General features: G+C 70.7%; 14 protein-coding genes. 7 read left to right on the top strand and 7 right to left on the bottom strand.

Annotated features, from left to right (window positions below):
* Positions 1–128 precede the first annotated feature (128 nt).
* The 7 genes from DWB68_RS02140 to DWB68_RS02110 all read left to right on the top strand — a co-directional run bounded on the left by DWB68_RS02140 (position 129) and on the right by DWB68_RS02110 (position 8,236).
* Positions 129–1,082, top strand: a complete 954-nt coding sequence (locus DWB68_RS02140) for an ABC transporter permease (protein ID WP_119423572.1) — start codon at positions 129–131, stop codon at positions 1,080–1,082.
* Between the two features lies 1 nt (position 1,083).
* Positions 1,084–3,090 carry a dipeptide/oligopeptide/nickel ABC transporter permease/ATP-binding protein gene (locus DWB68_RS02135; RefSeq protein WP_119423497.1) on the top strand — a complete coding sequence of 669 codons (2,007 nt, stop codon included), beginning with the start codon at positions 1,084–1,086 and terminating at the stop codon, positions 3,088–3,090.
* Positions 3,087–3,947, top strand: a complete 861-nt coding sequence (locus DWB68_RS02130; RefSeq protein ID WP_119423496.1) for an ABC transporter ATP-binding protein — start codon at positions 3,087–3,089, stop codon at positions 3,945–3,947. The genes DWB68_RS02135 and DWB68_RS02130 overlap by 4 nt, the downstream gene beginning before the upstream one ends.
* The gene (locus tag DWB68_RS02125) at positions 3,944–4,876 is read left to right on the top strand and encodes a dihydrodipicolinate synthase family protein (protein ID WP_119423495.1); all 933 of its coding nucleotides are present in this window, start codon (positions 3,944–3,946) and stop codon (positions 4,874–4,876) included. Before DWB68_RS02130 ends, DWB68_RS02125 begins: the two co-directional genes overlap by 4 nt.
* Before the next feature lie 2 nt (positions 4,877–4,878).
* Entirely contained in the window at positions 4,879–5,835 is a 957-nt protein-coding gene (locus DWB68_RS02120; protein WP_119423494.1) for an ROK family protein, read from the top strand.
* Positions 5,836–5,957: 122 nt separating this feature from the next.
* Positions 5,958–6,644, top strand: coding sequence for an N-acetylmannosamine-6-phosphate 2-epimerase (locus DWB68_RS02115; RefSeq protein ID WP_119423493.1), 687 nt, complete (start codon positions 5,958–5,960; stop codon positions 6,642–6,644).
* Positions 6,641–8,236, top strand: coding sequence for a sialidase family protein (locus DWB68_RS02110; RefSeq protein WP_119423492.1), 1,596 nt, complete (start codon positions 6,641–6,643; stop codon positions 8,234–8,236). The genes DWB68_RS02115 and DWB68_RS02110 overlap by 4 nt, the downstream gene beginning before the upstream one ends.
* Positions 8,237–8,400: 164 nt before the next feature.
* Here the strand turns inward: DWB68_RS02110 and rpsI are convergent, their stop codons facing one another.
* The 7 genes from rpsI to DWB68_RS02075 all read right to left on the bottom strand — a co-directional run bounded on the left by rpsI (position 8,401) and on the right by DWB68_RS02075 (position 15,647).
* Positions 8,401–8,895, bottom strand: coding sequence for a 30S ribosomal protein S9 (gene rpsI / locus DWB68_RS02105; protein WP_119423491.1), 495 nt, complete (start codon positions 8,893–8,895; stop codon positions 8,401–8,403).
* A gap of 38 nt (positions 8,896–8,933) precedes the next feature.
* Complete coding sequence (rplM, locus tag DWB68_RS02100; RefSeq protein ID WP_119423490.1) at positions 8,934–9,377, bottom strand: 50S ribosomal protein L13; 444 nt, start codon at positions 9,375–9,377, stop codon at positions 8,934–8,936.
* Positions 9,378–9,791: 414 nt separating this feature from the next.
* Positions 9,792–10,637 carry an LPXTG cell wall anchor domain-containing protein gene (locus tag DWB68_RS02095; RefSeq protein ID WP_147391550.1) on the bottom strand — a complete coding sequence of 282 codons (846 nt, stop codon included), beginning with the start codon at positions 10,635–10,637 and terminating at the stop codon, positions 9,792–9,794.
* The gene (locus DWB68_RS02090; protein ID WP_158588177.1) at positions 10,634–11,200 is read right to left on the bottom strand and encodes a signal peptidase I; all 567 of its coding nucleotides are present in this window, start codon (positions 11,198–11,200) and stop codon (positions 10,634–10,636) included. The genes DWB68_RS02095 and DWB68_RS02090 overlap by 4 nt, the downstream gene beginning before the upstream one ends.
* The gene (locus DWB68_RS02085) at positions 11,197–11,988 is read right to left on the bottom strand and encodes a hypothetical protein (RefSeq protein WP_119423487.1); all 792 of its coding nucleotides are present in this window, start codon (positions 11,986–11,988) and stop codon (positions 11,197–11,199) included. Before DWB68_RS02085 ends, DWB68_RS02090 begins: the two co-directional genes overlap by 4 nt.
* A gap of 82 nt (positions 11,989–12,070) precedes the next feature.
* Positions 12,071–12,673 (bottom strand): alternate-type signal peptide domain-containing protein, encoded by a 603-nt coding sequence (locus DWB68_RS02080; protein ID WP_158588176.1) that lies wholly within the window; start codon positions 12,671–12,673, stop codon positions 12,071–12,073.
* Positions 12,674–12,758: 85 nt separating this feature from the next.
* On the bottom strand, positions 12,759–15,647 hold the full coding sequence (locus tag DWB68_RS02075) for a vWA domain-containing protein (protein WP_147391549.1): 2,889 nt from the start codon (positions 15,645–15,647) through the stop codon (positions 12,759–12,761).
* Positions 15,648–15,705: the final 58 nt, after the last annotated feature.

Here is a 15,705-nt window from a genome sequence, read left to right as displayed (position 1 = left end):
CCCGGGGCGCCGCTGACCCCCAGCGGCGCCCCGCCTCGCTTGGGAGGGTGCGCGCACCACACATCGCGCGCCCTCCCACCCCTTCCCCCCAAGACCCTGATCCCCTTCTAGAAGGAAGTGGAGCCTTGCTGGCCAACATCCTCCGACTCCTCGGTAGGCGCCTCCTCGCCTTGCCGTTCATGGTGCTCGGCATCACCTTGCTCGTCTTCGTCATCCTCCAGTTCGCACCGGGCGACCAGGCCACCACGGCCCTCGGCGAGGGCGCGAGCGAGGAAGCCAAGGAGCTCTACCGACAGGAGAACGGGCTCAACGACCCGGTCTGGCTGCAGTACGTGCACTTCCTCGGCCGCCTCGTGACGCTCGACCTCGGCAACACGACGCCGCCCGCCCAGCCCATCCTCGGCATCATCGCCAAGGCGTTCCCCCTGACCCTCCAGCTCACCTTCTGGGGCGTCATCATCGCCGTCATCCTCTCCCTCCTCCTCGGCGTGACGGCCGCGCTCTTCCGCGATCGTTGGCAGGACCAGCTGATCCGCGTCTTCTCCATCGCCGCCGTCGCGACCCCGTCCTTCTGGCTCGGCATCCTGCTGATCCAGTGGCTGGCGCTCGGCGTGCACGTCTTCCCCTCCGGCGGCTTCGTGCCGTTCTCGGAGGATCCGGTGGGCTACTTCAAGTCCATGGCCCTGCCGGCCCTGGCCCTCGGAATCCCGGTCAGCGCCTCGCTCATCCGCGTGGTCCGCACCTCGATGGTGGAGGAGATGGACCGCGACTACGTGCGCACGGCCATCGGCAACGGCGTCCCGCGCCCCGAGGTGATCCGCAAGAACGTGCTGCGCAACGCGCTCGTGACCCCGGTGACGGTTCTCGGCCTGCGCGTGGGATACCTGCTCGGCGGCGCCGTCGTCATCGAGATGATCTTCTCGCTGCCCGGCATGGGCCAGCTGATCCTCAACGGCATCACCAACTCGGACGTCAACCTCGTCCAGGGCGTGACGCTCACCATCGCGATCACCTTCGTGCTGGTGAACATCATCGTCGACGTCCTCTACCTGCTCATCAACCCCCGCATCAGGACGGTGTGACATGCGTTCAAAACTCGCCGACCGCCTGAGCCGCCCCGGCATCGCGTTCCGCTCCATGCCGTGGGGCTCCAAGCTCTCCCTGCTCTTCCTGGTGCTCATCGCCCTCGCGGCGATCTTCGCCCCGGTGCTCGCCCCGCACGATCCGCTGGCCACCGGCATGCCCGCCCAGAAGCCCTCCGCGGAGCACCTCTTCGGCACGGACCGCCTGGGCCGCGACATCCTCTCGCGCCTGCTCTACGGCGCCCGCACCTCGCTCATGATCGGCCTCGGCTCGGTGGCGCTGGCCATCGTCGTCGGCGCCATCATCGGCGCCCTGGCCGCGACCTCCCGCAAGTGGGTGGACGAGGGCACCATGCGCGTCATGGACGTCATCATGGCCTTCCCCGGCATCGCCCTCGCGGCCGTGCTGCTGGCCACCATGGGCAACTCGGTCCCGGTCATCATCCTGTCGATCGCGATCATCTACGTCCCGCAGCTCGCCCGCGTGGTGAGGGCCAACGTCCTCTCGCAGTGGAACGAGGACTACGTCCGCGCCGAGCGCGTCCTGGGCGCCGGCCGCCTGCGCATCCTGCTCAAGCACATCGTGCGCAACATGGCCGCCCCGGTGCTCGTGTTCGCCACGGTCATGGTCGCCGACGCGATCATCTTCGAGGCCTCGCTCTCCTTCCTGGGCGCCGGCGTGCAGGACCCCGCCCCGTCGTGGGGCAACGTCCTCTCCTACGGCCGTACCCTGGTGCTCAACGGCGCCTGGTGGTCAACCACCTTCGCCGGCCTGTGCATCCTGCTGACCGTCCTGGCGCTCAACGTCCTCGCCGAGGGCCTCACGGACGCCATGGTCAACCCCCGCCTGCGCAAGGCAGTCAAGATCAAGGACGCGAACGACGACGCCGCCGTCACCTCCCGCGGCGCTGCCCAGGCCGCGCGTGAGGGCGAGGAGGCGAACCGGCTCGACGCCGAGCTCGCCCAGCTCTCCGCCGTCGAGTCGGCGCGCACTGATCGCCTCCTGAGCAACGAGCAGGCGCCCGTGGTGCTGGAGGTCAAGAACCTCTCCATCCGCTTCCCGGACCGCTACGGCGACTCGGCGCTCGTGGACAACGTCTCCTTCACGGTCCGCGAGGGCGAGACGATGGCGCTCGTCGGCGAGTCAGGCTGCGGCAAGTCCATCACCTCGCTCGCGATCATGGGCCTGCTGGCCCCGAACGCCCGTGTGTCCGGCTCCATCACCTTCGAGGGCAAGGAGCTCGTCACCCCCGGCGGCGACGAGCGCGCCCGCGACAAGGTCTACGCCGGCCTGCGCGGCGAGCAGATCGCCATGGTGTACCAGGACGCGCTGTCCTCGCTGAACCCCTCCATGCTGATCAAGGATCAGATGGAGCAGCTGACCAAGCGCGGCGGCCGCCTCTCCCCCGAGGAACTGCTCACGCTCGTCAAGCTGGACCCCCGCCGCACGCTGCGCTCGTACCCCCACGAGCTCTCCGGCGGCCAGCGCCAGCGCGTCCTCATCGCCATGGCCCTCTCCCGTTCCCCCAAGCTCGTGGTGGCGGACGAGCCGACCACGGCCCTGGACGTCACGGTGCAGAAGCAGGTCGTCGATCTGCTCAACGAGCTGCGCGAGCAGCTGGGCTTCGCGATGGTGTTCGTCTCCCACGACCTGGCGCTCGTCGCTTCCCTGGCCCACCGCGCCACGGTGATGTACGCCGGTCAGATCGTGGAGTCCGGCGCCATCAAGGAGATCCTGACGGACCCCCGCCACGAGTACACGCGCGGCCTCCTGGGCTCCGTGCTCTCGATCGAGTCCGGTGCGGAGCGCCTGCACCAGATCCCCGGCTCCGTCCCGAGCCCGCACGACTTCGCGACGGGCGACCGCTTCGCCGCGCGCTCGCTGGATCCGAACGCGGACCCGAACCGCCCGCTCGTGCTGACGCAGGTCGGCACCGCCGATCACGTCTACGCCCGCGAGGTCACCGACGCGGAGCGCAGCTCCCTGCAGAAAGGAGCCCGAGCATGAGCCCGGCTCAGCACGTGGCGCCGCAGCCGGCGGTCTCCACCACCTCTACCCCGGTTCTGGAACTCAAGGACCTGCACGTCCACCACCGCGCCCGCGGCGGCAAGCTCTTCAAGCCGACCATCGTGCGCGCCGTCGACGGCGTCGACTTCTCGGTCTCCCGCGGCGAGACCGTCGGCATCGTGGGCGAGTCGGGCTGCGGCAAGTCGACGCTCGCGTCCGTTCTGGTGGGCCTGCAGGCCCCCACGAGCGGCACCCGCCTCTTCAACGGCGCCGAGTACACGGGCCGCACCGCGGCCCAGCGCAAGGAGTTCGGCCGCGCCGTCTCGATCGTGTTCCAGGACCCGTCCACGGCCCTGAACCCGCGCATGACGGTGCACGACATCCTGACGGACCCGCTGATCATCCACGGCGTGGGCGACACGGCCTCCCGGGACGCCCGCGTCTACGAGCTGCTCGAGGTCGTTGGCCTCCCGCGCTCGGCGGCCGAGGTCACCCCGGGCCAGATCTCGGGCGGCCAGCGCCAGCGCGTGGCGATCGCCCGCGCCCTGGCCCTGGAGCCGGAGGTCATCGTCGCCGACGAGCCGACCAGCGCCCTCGACGTGTCGGTCCGCGCCCAGGTGCTCAACCTGCTGGGAGACCTGAAGGAGCAGCTGAACCTCGGCATGGTCTTCATCTCCCACGACATCCAGACCGTCCGTTACATCTCCGATCGGATCTGCGTCATGAACGCCGGCCGCATCGTCGAGGAGGGAAGCGCCGCCCAGGTCTTCGACTCCCCGAGCAACGACTACACCAAGACCCTCCTCGGCGCGGCACCCACGCTGCTCGAGAACCCCACCACCACGGAGGAAGCATGAGCCCCCAGACCACCACCCCCCTCTTCACGGGCGTTGTCCCGCCGGTGGTCACCCCGCGTACGGCCGAGGGCGAGCTTGATCTCGCCGGCGTCGAGGCCGTCGTCGAGCACCTGATCCAGGGCGGCGTGACCGGCCTGTTCCCGCTCGGGTCCTCGGGAGAGACCCCGTACCTGACCCAGACCGAGCGCGACGAGGTCCTGCGCGCCGTCGTCTCCGCCAACGCCGGCCGCGTGCCGCTGCTGGTGGGCGCGAACGACCAGACCGTCGACCGCGTCGTGGACGAGGCCAAGAAGGTGCTGGCCATCGGCGCCGACGCCATCGTCGCGACCTCGCCGTACTACGCGATCAGCGATGCTGCCGAGGTGAAGGCGCACTTCCGCGCCCTCGCCGCCGCCGTGGACGTGCCGGTCCTGGCCTACGACATCCCGGTGCGCACGCACTACAAGCTGCCCATGCAGCTCGTGGCCGAGCTCGCCGCCGAAGGCACCCTCTCCGGTGTCAAGGACTCCTCGGGCGACGACGTCTCCTTCCGCCAGCTGCGCCTGCTGACCCGTGGCGTGGAGGGCTTCAGCCTCTTCACGGGCCACGAGGTGGTCTGCGACGGCGCCATGCTCTCCGGCGCCGACGGCATCGTCCCGGGCCTCGGCAACGTGGACCCGGCCGGCTACCGCCGCCTGTACGACGCGGCAGTCGAGGGCCGCTGGGCCGACGCCCAGGCCGAGCAGGATCGCCTCACGCGCCTGTTCCGCATCGTCGACGTCCCGAACGGACGTGTCTCGCCCGGCGCCGCCGGCCTGGGCGCCTTCAAGACGGCCCTCGTGGAGCTCGGCGTCTTCGCCAGCAACCGCATGGCCGCCCCGATGCTGAGCCTGAACGACGAGGAGGCGGCGGCGATCCGCACGATCCTCGAGACGGAGGGCCTGCTCTGAGCATGAACGCCCCTCTCGCTCTGGGACTCGACCTCGGCGGCACCAAGACCGCCGGGGCGCTGATCACCGGCGACGGAACCGTTCTCGCGCGCGCCCGCGCGGCCACCCCGGCCGCGCGCGGCGCGCGCGCCGTTCTGGGCACCATCGCCGACGTGGTCAGGGAGCTGCTCGCGCAGGCCCCCGGCCCCGTGCTCGGCCTGGGCCTCGGCGCCGCGGGGACGATCGACCCGGCCTCGGCCAGCGTCGTCGCCGCGACCGACACCCTGCCCGGTTGGACCGGCACCCGGCTTCGCCCGGGCCTCAGCGAGGCCCTGCACGACGTCGCGCCGGCGGCTTGGGTGGGCGGCTCACCGCGCATCGAGGCCGTCAACGACGTCCACGCGCACGGGCTGGGCGAGGCCTGGCTCGGCGCGGCTGCGGGCGCGCCGACCGCCCTGCTCGTGGCCTTCGGCACGGGCGTCGGCGGTTCCTTCCTCGTGGACGGCGTGCCCCTGACGGGCGGCCACCACGTGGGTGGGCACGTGGGGCACGTCCCCAGCGTGCAGGCCGCCGGGCTGCCGTGCTCGTGCGGTGCCACGGGCCACCTCGAGGCGATCGCGGCGGGGCCGGCGCTGGCAGCCCGGTACGCCCGCCTGGGCGGCGCCGCCGTCGACACCCCCGAGGTGATCGCGCGGGCCGGCGCCGGCGAGGCGCTCGCCTCGCGCGTGGTGCAGGCCGCCGCGACCGCGGCCGGCGAGGGTCTGGCCGGCCTGGCGAACGCCCTCGACCCGCACCGCTTGGTGGTCTCGGGCGGCCTCGCGGACGCCGGGCCCACGTGGTGGGATCCGGTGCTGCGCGCCTATCGCGCCGCGGCCCTGCCCGCCGTCCGCGCTGCCGTGCCGGTGAAGGCCTCGCTCGGCGGCGACGCCGCGACCCTCGGGGCCGCTTCCCTGCTGTTGCGCGGGACCCCACCCGCCTGACGCCCCACCCGACGCCGTCCGCCTCAGCCGAGGCGGGCGGCGTCGGGCACTTTCCCTCACTTCAGTACCCGGCGCCCGTGGCGCCCACCGCCCTTCTTCCAAGGGCACCCGAAAGGAACCCCATGCTGCTCGCCCAGCCCCAGCTCGCCGCCCTCGAAGGCGGACTCATCGTCTCGGCCCAGGCCTACCCGGGCGAGGCCATGCGCGATCCGCGCACCATGGCGCAGGTCGCCGCCGCCTCCGTGGTGGGCGGCGCCGTCGCCGTGCGTGTGCAGGGCCTCGCCGATGTGCAGTTCACGCGCAGCGCCGTGGAGGTGCCCGTGATCGGCCTGTTCAAGGACGGGCACGACGGCGTCTTCATCACGCCCACGTTGCACCACGCCCTCGCCGTGGCGCAGGCCGGCGCCCACATCGTGGCGCTGGACGGCACGCGCCGCGAGCGCCCGGACGGGCGCAGCCTCGCCGAGACGATCGCCGGCGTGCACGCCGGCAGCGGAGCGCTGGTCATGGCCGATTGCGGCTCGCTCGACGACGCGCTCGCGGCCGCCGAGGCGGGCGCCGACCTCATCGGCACCACGCTGGCCGGATACAGCGGCGAGCGCCCCAAGACCGAGGGCCCCGACCTCGAGCTCATCGCCCAGATCGCGGCGGCGGGCCTGGAGCGCCCGCTCATCGCCGAGGGCCGCATCCACACGCCGGCACACGCCCGCGCCGCGCGCGAGGCCGGAGCCTTCGCCGTGGTGGTCGGCACCGCGATCACGCACCCGAGCTCCATCACCTCCTGGTTCGACGCCGAGCTGCGCCGATGAGCGCGGACGCCGCCACCGCGGCCGCCGTCGTCCTGGCCCGCCGCGGGGACCTCGGCTATCGGCAGTTCCGCATCCCGGCCCTGCTGCGCACGGGGGCAGGCACCCTGCTGGCGGTGTCCGACGCCCGCCCGCTGCTGGATGATCTGCCCTCCCCCATCGACCTCGTGATCCGCCGCAGCGCGGACGAGGGCGCCACCTGGGAGCCGTGGGAGCCGCTGCGCATCGGCGCGGGGCTCGAGGGCTTCGGCGACGCCGCGCTGCTGCAGGACCCGGCCACGGGCGCCGTCCTCTGCTGGCACGTGACCACCACCCGGTGGGGCTTCTTTGAGTCGGAGGCCGGGCTCGAGCGGACCCAGCACTGCGATCTGAGCGTGTCCCTCGACGACGGGCTCACGTGGGAGCACCGCCGGCTCACGGCGCAGCTCAAGCGCCCGGGGATCCGCTCGCTCTTCCCCGCCTCCGGCTCGGGGCTCGCCCTGCGCCGCGGCCCGCACGCCGGGCGCCTGCTGCAGCCGTTTGTGGTCATGACCGATCCGGTCGACGGCACGCCCGGCGTCATCGCCTCGGCCGTGGCCGCGAGCGACGACCACGGCGCCACGTGGAGGCTGAGCGAGCCCTTCTCCCCCACCGCGGGCGGCGTGCACACGAATGAGCACTCGCTCGCGGAGCTGCCGGACGGGACCGTGGTGTCCTGCTCGCGGGCCACGCCGCACCGGCTGTGGTCCGTGTCCACGGACGGCGGCCTGACGTTTGGCCGGCCGGCGGCCGTCCCCGAGCTACCGGACCCCTCCGACAACGGCTCGGTGCTGAGCGTCGACGGCCTGGTCGTCGTCTCGCACAATCAACACCCGTGGCTGCGCTGCGACACCGTGCTCACGGTGGGCGTGGCCGGCGCCGACGGTGCCGTGACCTGGGGCGGCTCGGCGCAGCTGTGCCCGGGTGCCTCCGGCTATTCGACGCTCGTGGAGCTGACCGGCGGCGACGCGGGAGTCCTGTTCGAACGCGGCGCCTACGAGGAGCTCGCGTTCGTTCGCGTCCCCCGGGCCCAACTCGAGGCCGCGGCCGCCCGGCCGACCGGGTCCGCGCCCGCGGCCGGTGCGGCGGCTGAGGCCGTGCTCGCCTTGCCCGGCCTCGACTCGGAGGCCTGGGCCGCCGAAGCCCGCGAGGACACGCCCCACGGCGCCCTGCACACCCGCGTGGTACCCCGCTCCATCACGCCGGCTCCGCCGGAGCGCTGGGAGCTCAAGGACGAACACCTCTTCCTCTCCGGCGAGGCCATCACGGCCCCGGCGAGCGAGGGCAAGGAGAAGGGCGCGACGGCCACGCAGATCGTCGCGACGCGCGCTGACCTGGCCGCCAACCTGGCCCCGGCCAGCGCCACCCCCAGCCCGGCGGACCTCATCACGCTCTCGGCGACGGCGCGCTGGGACGGAACGCGCGACGTCGTGCTGCACCCGCGCTGGGTGGCCGACGGCCGCCCAACCGGGGATCCCCGGACCGCCACCCCCGGCACCACCGTGGCCTGGCTGCACCTCTCCCGTGCCCTCGGCGACGGGGAGCTGGGGCTCACGTGGGACGTCACGCCCGCCTGAGGCCCGCGAGTTTCCCCGGTGCTTGCACTTTTCCCCGTGTATCCACCGGGGAAAAGTGCAAGCACCGGGGAGTCAGCAGAGAGAGCCCAAGAACGCAGGAAGGCCCCGCACCGAAGAGGTGCGGGGCCTTCCTTCCATGCCGGCACGAGGCCGACAACGCTGGATCAGCGCTTGGAGTACTGCGGGGCCTTGCGGGCCTTCTTGAGACCAGCCTTCTTGCGCTCGATGACGCGAGCGTCACGAGTCAGGAAGCCGGCCTTCTTCAGGGCCGGGCGGTTGTTCTCGCGGTCGATCTCGTTCAGCGCGCGGGCGATGCCGAGGCGCAGGGCGCCGGCCTGGCCGGAGGGGCCACCGCCGTTGATGCGAGCGGTGACGTCGTACGCACCCTCGAGCTCCAGCAGCTTGAAGGGGTCATTGACCTCCTGCTGGTGCAGCTTGTTCGGGAAGTACTCGGCCAGGGCGCGACCGTTGATGGTCCACTCACCCTTGCCCGGCACGAGGCGCACGCGAGCGATGGCCTCCTTGCGGCGGCCGGTGGCGTTGCCGCCGACGGTGAGGTTGCGCTCCACGGCGGGGGCACCGCCCTCAACCGAAGCGGACGACTCGGTGGTGTAGGTCGAGGGGGCCTCGGCCTCCAGAAGCTCTTCGTTCTGAGCCATGATTTCTCCTTTAGAAGTTTCTACTCGTTGGCCCAGAATTACTGGGAGACCTGCGAGATCTCGTAGGGCTTCGGCTGCTGAGCGGCGTGCGGGTGCTCGGCACCGCGGAACACCTTGAGCTTCGTCAGCTGCTGAGCGGCGAGCGAATTCTTCGGGAGCATGCCACGAACGGCCTTCTGCACGGCGAGAACGGGGTTCTTCTCGAGCAGCTCGGCGTAGTTCACGGAGCGCAGGCCACCCGGGAAGCCCGTGTGGCGGTAGGCGCGCTTGTTCTCGAGCTTGGCGCCGGTGAGGGCAACCTTCTCGGCGTTGATGATGATGACAAAGTCGCCCATGTCCACGTGGGGGGCGAAAGTCGGCTTGTGCTTGCCACGCAGCAGGGTTGCGGTCTGGGTGGCGAGGCGACCGAGGACGACGTCGGTGGCGTCGATGACGTGCCACTGACGATCGGCGTCGTCGGCCTTCGGGGTGTACGTACGCACTGTATGTATGCCTTCGTTTACTTGACTGGTCAGACGTCCGGCACCGAGGTGGGCGTGAGAACCGCCCGGCGCGGGCGCCGTGGTGTTGCTGTGCACAGGAGGAACGGTCCAGGTGAGGACTTTTCCGCTCAACAGCTGAGGCTCTCGCTCCGCTCGCAGACCAGTGGCCCTGCAACCGGGCCGTCACGCGAAGCGGGTGGTGTCGAAAGCACACGCGCACAACAACTATCAATGGTAGCCGAAGAACCCCGCGGGTTCCAAGGCGAAGAGACGCGGGCCATACCTCGCTCCCATTCGAGGTATGGCCCGCGCGTTTCTGGGGTGTACCCGCCCCAGGTGAAGGGCGGGTACGCGGGTGGGTGGCCTTGGCTGTTGCCGCGCTGGTGCACGACGGCGTGGGGCCGGGTGGGTGGATCAGGCGTGGCTGCGCTTGCCCTTGCGGCGGCGCAGGATGAGCGGCAGTCCAAGGGCCAGCAGCACGAGCCCGGTCAGGCCCAGCGCCATGACGGGCGTCCCGAGGCCCGTCGAGGGAAGGTCTCCCCCGCCGCCTCCGGCCGGGGGGGTGCTGCTCTTGACGCCAGCGTCGATGCCGTCGGTCGCGGTGGTGGTTACCGTGACGGTCGTGGGCGGAATCACGGTGTCGCTCGGGGCCGGCGTGCTCGTCGGGGCCGCCGTGGTGGAGGGCGGCGGGGTGCTGTCGATGACGTAGCGCATCGTGGCGACGATCTTGAAGTCCATCCACGGCCCCTCGGCACCGTTGGCCGCGTTATCCGGATCCACGCCGCAGGCATTTCCGTACATCCAGGCGTACTGGGCGCGAACCGGGACCTCCTGGCCCGCGGCGACGTCCCCATCGAAGAGCACGATGTCGCGCCCCACGAGGTTCGGGATGGTGTCATCCACCTCGAGGTCGGAGGAGGTGCCCTTGAACATCTGCAGGTGAATCTGCTGGTAGAAGGGGTCGCTCGCGCTGCGCCCCTCGGCCAGCTGGGCGTTCTGCAGGGTCACCGTGAGGTGCGCCTCGCGGGTTCCACCGTTGCGCACGAGGGCCGAGCGGACCTCGGTGTTGCACGGCACCATGTTGGAGACCGAGAACATGGGCTCGTCGATCTCCTGCGACCAGGTACCCGCTTCGCCGTCCCAACTGACCTCGGGAGCCACCTCGATGGTGGTGTCGGCACCGGCCGGTGCCGCTGCACCTGCAGCCAGCAGCACGGCGAGCGCTCCTGCCGCGAAGACACGGCGTAGCTGGCGGTTCATGATGATGCACCTCTCAGGTCAGGGATACGAGTGCCGGGCTGCGCGTCGACCGCCGCTTCGGCGTTCGGTGCGGCGTCACCGCGCCGGCGGATGATGAGCGGCCACAGCGCCGCAATAACGATCACGACGGCGAGGCCGACGAGCGGGGCGGGTCCTGCGGCGTTAAGCCATTGGCGCGCATAGCCGAGGTAGGGCAGCGAATAGCTGACCGTGCCGCGGATCTGCTCCGCCGTGATCGGCGGGTCGTCCGTGTTGTTTGCGTCGCCGCGCGTGACCCACTGGGTGCCCTGTGCTCCGACGTGGATGGCCACCACGCGGTGGGTGATGAGGTCCTCTGAGCCGCTGTCCGGGCGGAAGGTGACGATGTCGCCGACCTGGATTTCGGAGGGTTGCACGGGCTTGACTGCCACGAGCGCGCCCGGGGCAATCGTGGGTTCCATCGACCCCGTCAGAACGGTCAGGGTCGTGGCCCCGGTGGCCAGGGGCACGGCGACGACGAGACCGAAGACGCCGAGCAGCGCGGCGGTCACGAGGAGGCCGAACGCCTTGCCCAGGAGGTTCACGGCGTGGCCCGGTTCAGGGTGGGGGCCACCTTGAGCTGCAAGGAGAAGGAGCGCTGCGCCGCGGTGAAGCCGACGCCGCCGCCGCTCGTCCAGGTATCCGTGGCCTTGACGGTGCTCTGCGAGAGGCCCGTACCTTCACCGTTGACCGTGACCTCGTTGGTGTACGGGGTCGAGGAGCCGGGGACGCTGAACTGCAGGCAGACGTACTTGGTGTCCGAGGCGCTCGCGGCCGGATTGCCCTGCACTCCCTGGACCGGATTGCTCGGCAGAGTGGCTGCGTCGCTGAGCGGTCCGGAGTAGATCGTGGCCGCCGAGCTGGGAACGTAGCTCGGGGTGCATGCGGCGCTCGAGCTGACGGTGGAGATGACCACCTTGGAGGCCGCGATGAGGGCGGTGTCCGCATTGCCGGCACCCGTGTAGCTCGTGCTCAGCCCCTTGAGGTCGAAGGCGAGCCCGAAGCGACCCCAGGCCGAGGAGTCCACCTTGATCGGGTAGGCCTGCGGCGCCCCGGAATCCAGGGCCGCCAGCGGATCGGCCGGGCGGTTGCCGGCCGGGGTGGCGGCGTTGACGTTAAAGCCGATGGTGCCGTAGCTCGCCGCCGCCCAGGAGGAGGGGGTGCCGCCTCCGTTGCCGTCCTGCACCTGCAGGGAGAACTGGCCCGTGGTGACGGAACTCTTGATCGAGGTGTCCGTCTTCCAGAGGGCGAACGTGGCACTTCCGGCGGCGATGCCCAGCGCCGTGGCGCCGGCCAGGACCGCTGTGGTGGTGACGACGCTTCTGGTCTTCACGGTGTCTCCTTTCGGGCCCGGTGCCCGCCCCGCAGGGCGGGCACCGGAGGGTGATGCAGTGGGTGCGACGACGCGTTGTCGCCTAGCGGACCTGAGTCAGGGAAACCTGAGTCGTGTCGATGAGCTTGGCCGTCTGGTCCAGCTGGGTGGCGGTCGTGTTCGGGTCGAGGTTGCCGGCGGCCTTCGCGAAGGCGTACTTCACGTAGACCGTGTACACGGCGGTGTCGGTGGCAGCCGGCGTCAGGCCCGACTTCAGGTTGAGCGTGGTGGCACCCGCGGCCGGGTGGTAGTCGCCGGCCACCGGGGTGGTTCCGGCGGGGACGGCCGCGTAGGTGACCGTGAGATCGGAGGCAAGGGCCGCCGGGATGTCCAGGATGTTGCCCGTGGCGTTCACGAGCGACAGATCGGCCTTGAGGTTCTTGCCCACCAGCGTCACGGTGACGTCCTGCTTGCTGATCACGGTGTCGCCCGGAACGATGCGGTAGGTCGAGAGCCACGTGGTGTTGGCAGCGTCCGGCGAGGCGTCGGTGTAGCTCACGGCGCCAGCGGCGACCGCGAGCTTGCCGGTGGTGACGCCGCCACCGTTGAGGGTGGCCGTGGAGTTCCAGAGGGCGAACGTTCCGCCGCCTGCGGCGAGGCCAAGGGCAACGGCACCGGCCAGAACAACCTGGGTGTTCTTCTTCATGATGTCTCCTTGTGGAGTGGTCGCGAGCGCGACAGGGTGGGGTGTTCCGACCATCCGGGCCGGGCGGTGGGAGGTGCGGGTGAGATCAGCGGGTGACCGCGCCCGTGGCCTTGCAGTAGTAGGTGCCGCCGGTCGGGAGCACGGAGTTCCCGGAGAAGGCACCCCAGGTGGCGAGCGCTGCCGACTTGTTCGTTGAACAGGTGACGGCGACGTTGCCGAGCTGAGGATCGGACACCGAGGTGAGCTTGATGGGCGCTTTGCCGGTGTTCTTGATCGTGAAGAGCCAGGTGTACTGGCCCGTGAAGATGGGACTGCCGCTGGCCAGTTCCGTCCCGTTGCTGAGCGGATCGGGGGTGCCGGCGTAGGCCGTCTTCGTCACCTCAAGCCGGAGGAGGCTGTTGGTGAACGTGCAGTTGGCGCTCTTGCCGCGTGACACCGTGACCTTCTGGGTGCCTGCGTCGTAGCTGCCGTTCGAGCAGACGACATTGGTGAGCTCGAAGTTGGTGTTGGCCGCCAGGTTGCTGGGCCCGCCGGACTCGGAGATGCCGTAGGCGACACCCGGGGTCACCGGGTAGCTCGTACCGGTCTTGCCCGTGCCCTTGCCAGTCACCGTGAGATCCCACAACGTGGCCGCTGCCGGCACGTCGGTGGTCGTTTCGACCTGCTTGATGAGCGTGAGCTGCGTGGTGCACTTCAAGGTGTGCGTCACGAGGAAGGCGTTGTCAGCGGCTGCCGCCACGAGCGCCGTCGCACCGGAGGGAGTGACCGCCACGGACTGCACCGTGCAACTGCCCGTGTAGGCGCTCTTGAGGCTCGGGGCCGTCCCCACGGTCACCGTGGCCGTATCCCCGGCCTTGAGCGCCGAGCCGGACCACGTGCTGACCGTGGCGCCGTACGTCGCGGCGGCCGCCGTACCCGTGTTGACCTTGAGCGCGGGGTTGCCGTCGTTCGCCACAATGTCGCTGAGGTCCGCGGCCGGGATAGCCGCGCCGTTCTCATCGACCCACGCGTGCTTGATCGTGAGCGAGGTGTCCTTGGGCTTGGGCTTGTTGTAGACAACGCAGGTGATGGTCTTGGTGGTGGACCCGGCCACCGTGAAGGAGTTTGCATCCCCGGCCACGGCGTTCACCGTGACGGAGGCACCATCCGCCGTGCACGAGGCTGGCTTGCCGTTCTGCGGCACGATCTCGTAGTCGGGCTGCGCCACCTCAGTGAACTTCTGGGCCGCGCTGCTCGTCACGTCGAAGCTCACCGCGCCGTTGTTGTCCGTTGCCTTGGCCCCTGCGTCGTTCTGCTTGAAGGTGAAGCCGACCCCGGGGGTGGAAGCGGCTTCCGTGGTGGTCCCGCTGGCGGTGACTCGCTTGACGATGTTGACCGTGCCCTTGCAGTTCTGCTGGGCCAGGGAGGTCAACGTGCTCTTGAGCGCGCCCAGGTCGCTGGCCTTGTAGACCTGGCCCGCGGCCAGCAGCTTGAGGTTCAGGTCCGCGCCCAGTTTGGCAAAGTCGCTGCCCACGCCCACCGCGATGATGCTCTGTGGGCCGGCCTTGACGGCGTTGGCCGACCAATTGGCGTGCTGGACCACGTCGGCGGTGGCCGAGTTGCCCGGACCGCTCGTTGAGTTGCCCCTCATGCGGTAGGTCGGCACGCCGTCGGTCACGATGACCACGGCGTCGAGGCCGGCGTTGCGCATGCGGTAGAGGCCCGCATCCCAGTTGGTAGCGCCCGTGACGTTGCTGTTGTTGAGCTGGTCGATGGCGTTGTTGAGCGTGGTGACGCCGCCCTGGGTCGCGACGGAGGTGAGCGTTCCCACCTCGGCGCTCTCAACGGCCGGGGAACTGTCGGCAAAGTTGCGGATGAGGACCTGTGAGGGGGTGCCCTGGAGCGCGGAGACGAAGGCCTTCGCGGCATTCTTGAGGTTCTTCACACCGTCCGTGGAGTCGGCAATGGAGCCCGAGACGTCCATGAGCAGGCCGAGCTTGAGGCCGCATTTGCCGCTCAGGCTCGGGTTGTTGCGCACCACACTGAACACGGCGCGGGGGTTGTTCGTCGAGTCGCTCGTGATGTCCTCGGCCTTGGCCGTCTTGTTGGCCTTCGGCATCTTGTCGCCGTCGAGGTTGATCACGTCGACGGTGGTGAGCGAGCCACCGGATGAACCGGTGCCCACCTGGCTCAGCCGCGTGACGCCGGCACCGGTGGAGACGAGGTTGACGCTCACCTCTGAGTACTGAAAGAGGTAGGTCACCGGGGCGACGTCGAGCGAGCACAGACCGGTCGACGTCGAGACGCACGTCGCCCGCACACTCGAGGCGCTCCAGTTGCTCCAGAAGTCGTACCAATATGCACGTGAACGCGTCTTGGCGACGAGCTCCACGGTGGCCCCCGCGTAGCCCGTGGCCGCCTCGGTGCTCGACCCGTTGCGATCGAGCAGCACACGCACCGTGACGGTGCCCCGGTCCCCGGCGGCGAGCGGGGTGATCGCTGCGGCGGCCGCAACCGGCTCGCTCGCGGCTTCCTCGTTCGGGGCGGCTTCGCTCGCGGGAGCCGCGGCGCGCTGCGCGCCGGCCTTCGAGGAGGCAGGCGCCGCCGCGGACGAGCTGCTCGATTCGGCGGCGGGGGTGCTCGGCTCGTCGCTCGCGGGGGACGCGGGTGCGACAGCAGCGGTGTCGGAGGCCGGAGCCTCCCGCGTGGCCGGAGCCTCCTGCGTGGCCGGCTGCGATGCCTCCGCCGGCTCGTCGGCGGCCGGGGCCTCCTGGGCTGCGGGTGCCGGCGCCGCGGCGGCGGGCTGCGCCTCATCGGCGACAACGGGTGCGGCCTGCTCCTGGGCGGCGGGCGCCGCTGCGGCCACCGCCGCGGGCGCGTCGTCCGTACCCGGCGCGGCCGCGGAGACGATCGGGGCCACCACGAGCGGCGCCACGATCAGGGCGGCGGCCGCGGCCCATGCCGTTCCCGGTCGCAAAGTTCTTCTGACGCGCACGAGGGGCTCCTTCGCAAATGACGCTGAGGAGCCCCGGAGGGACGAAGCATGGGAGCTC

Origin of the sequence: Galactobacter valiniphilus (assembly GCF_003575975.1) — a bacterium.
In the GTDB taxonomy this organism is placed as follows: domain Bacteria; phylum Actinomycetota; class Actinomycetes; order Actinomycetales; family Micrococcaceae; genus Galactobacter; species Galactobacter valiniphilus.
The sequence above is the reverse complement of the archived record's forward strand: the minus strand, read 5'-3'. Positions and strand labels throughout refer to the sequence as shown.